The organism is Bartonella capreoli, assembly GCF_902813205.1.
Lineage (GTDB): Bacteria > Pseudomonadota > Alphaproteobacteria > Rhizobiales > Rhizobiaceae > Bartonella > Bartonella schoenbuchensis.
The window spans coordinates 1-396 of sequence record NZ_CADDZX010000357.1 but is presented as its reverse complement, the minus strand read 5'-3'; the positions used below and the strand labels follow the sequence as shown (position 1 = coordinate 396).

Below are 396 nucleotides of genomic sequence, written 5' to 3'. Positions count from 1 at the left end.
GATCAAACGATCCAAAACCCGTAATACCTTTACTTGCGTCAATCTGCTGTACAACAATATTGTCAAGCCCTAAAGATTGAAATCTTTGTCGTGCCAATTCAACAAGTGCTTTATAACGATCAATCGTTATCACTCGATCACTAAGACATGCCATAAGAGCAGTACAAAAACCAGAACCTGTACCAATTTCTAAAACACGGCGTTTTTTTTTCAACGATAATGCAGCGAGAATTAAAAGCTGTTCTTCTAAACGCTCAATATATTCACCACATTCAATTGGAATAATTTTATTATCATATGCACTCTTAAGCCAAGGAACAGCTACAAAATGATGAAGTGGAATTTTCTCAAACGCAGCAAAAAAGCGCAGATCATCTAACCCTTTACTGCGCATTT

At 36.6% G+C, this 396-nt stretch carries 1 protein-coding gene; it reads right to left on the bottom strand.

The features are described 5' to 3' along the window. Positions 1 to 394 (bottom strand): methyltransferase domain-containing protein (locus J7R05_RS08780; protein WP_208541921.1); only part of this gene is annotated, 394 nt, incomplete at its 3' end. Positions 395 to 396 lie beyond the last annotated feature (2 nt).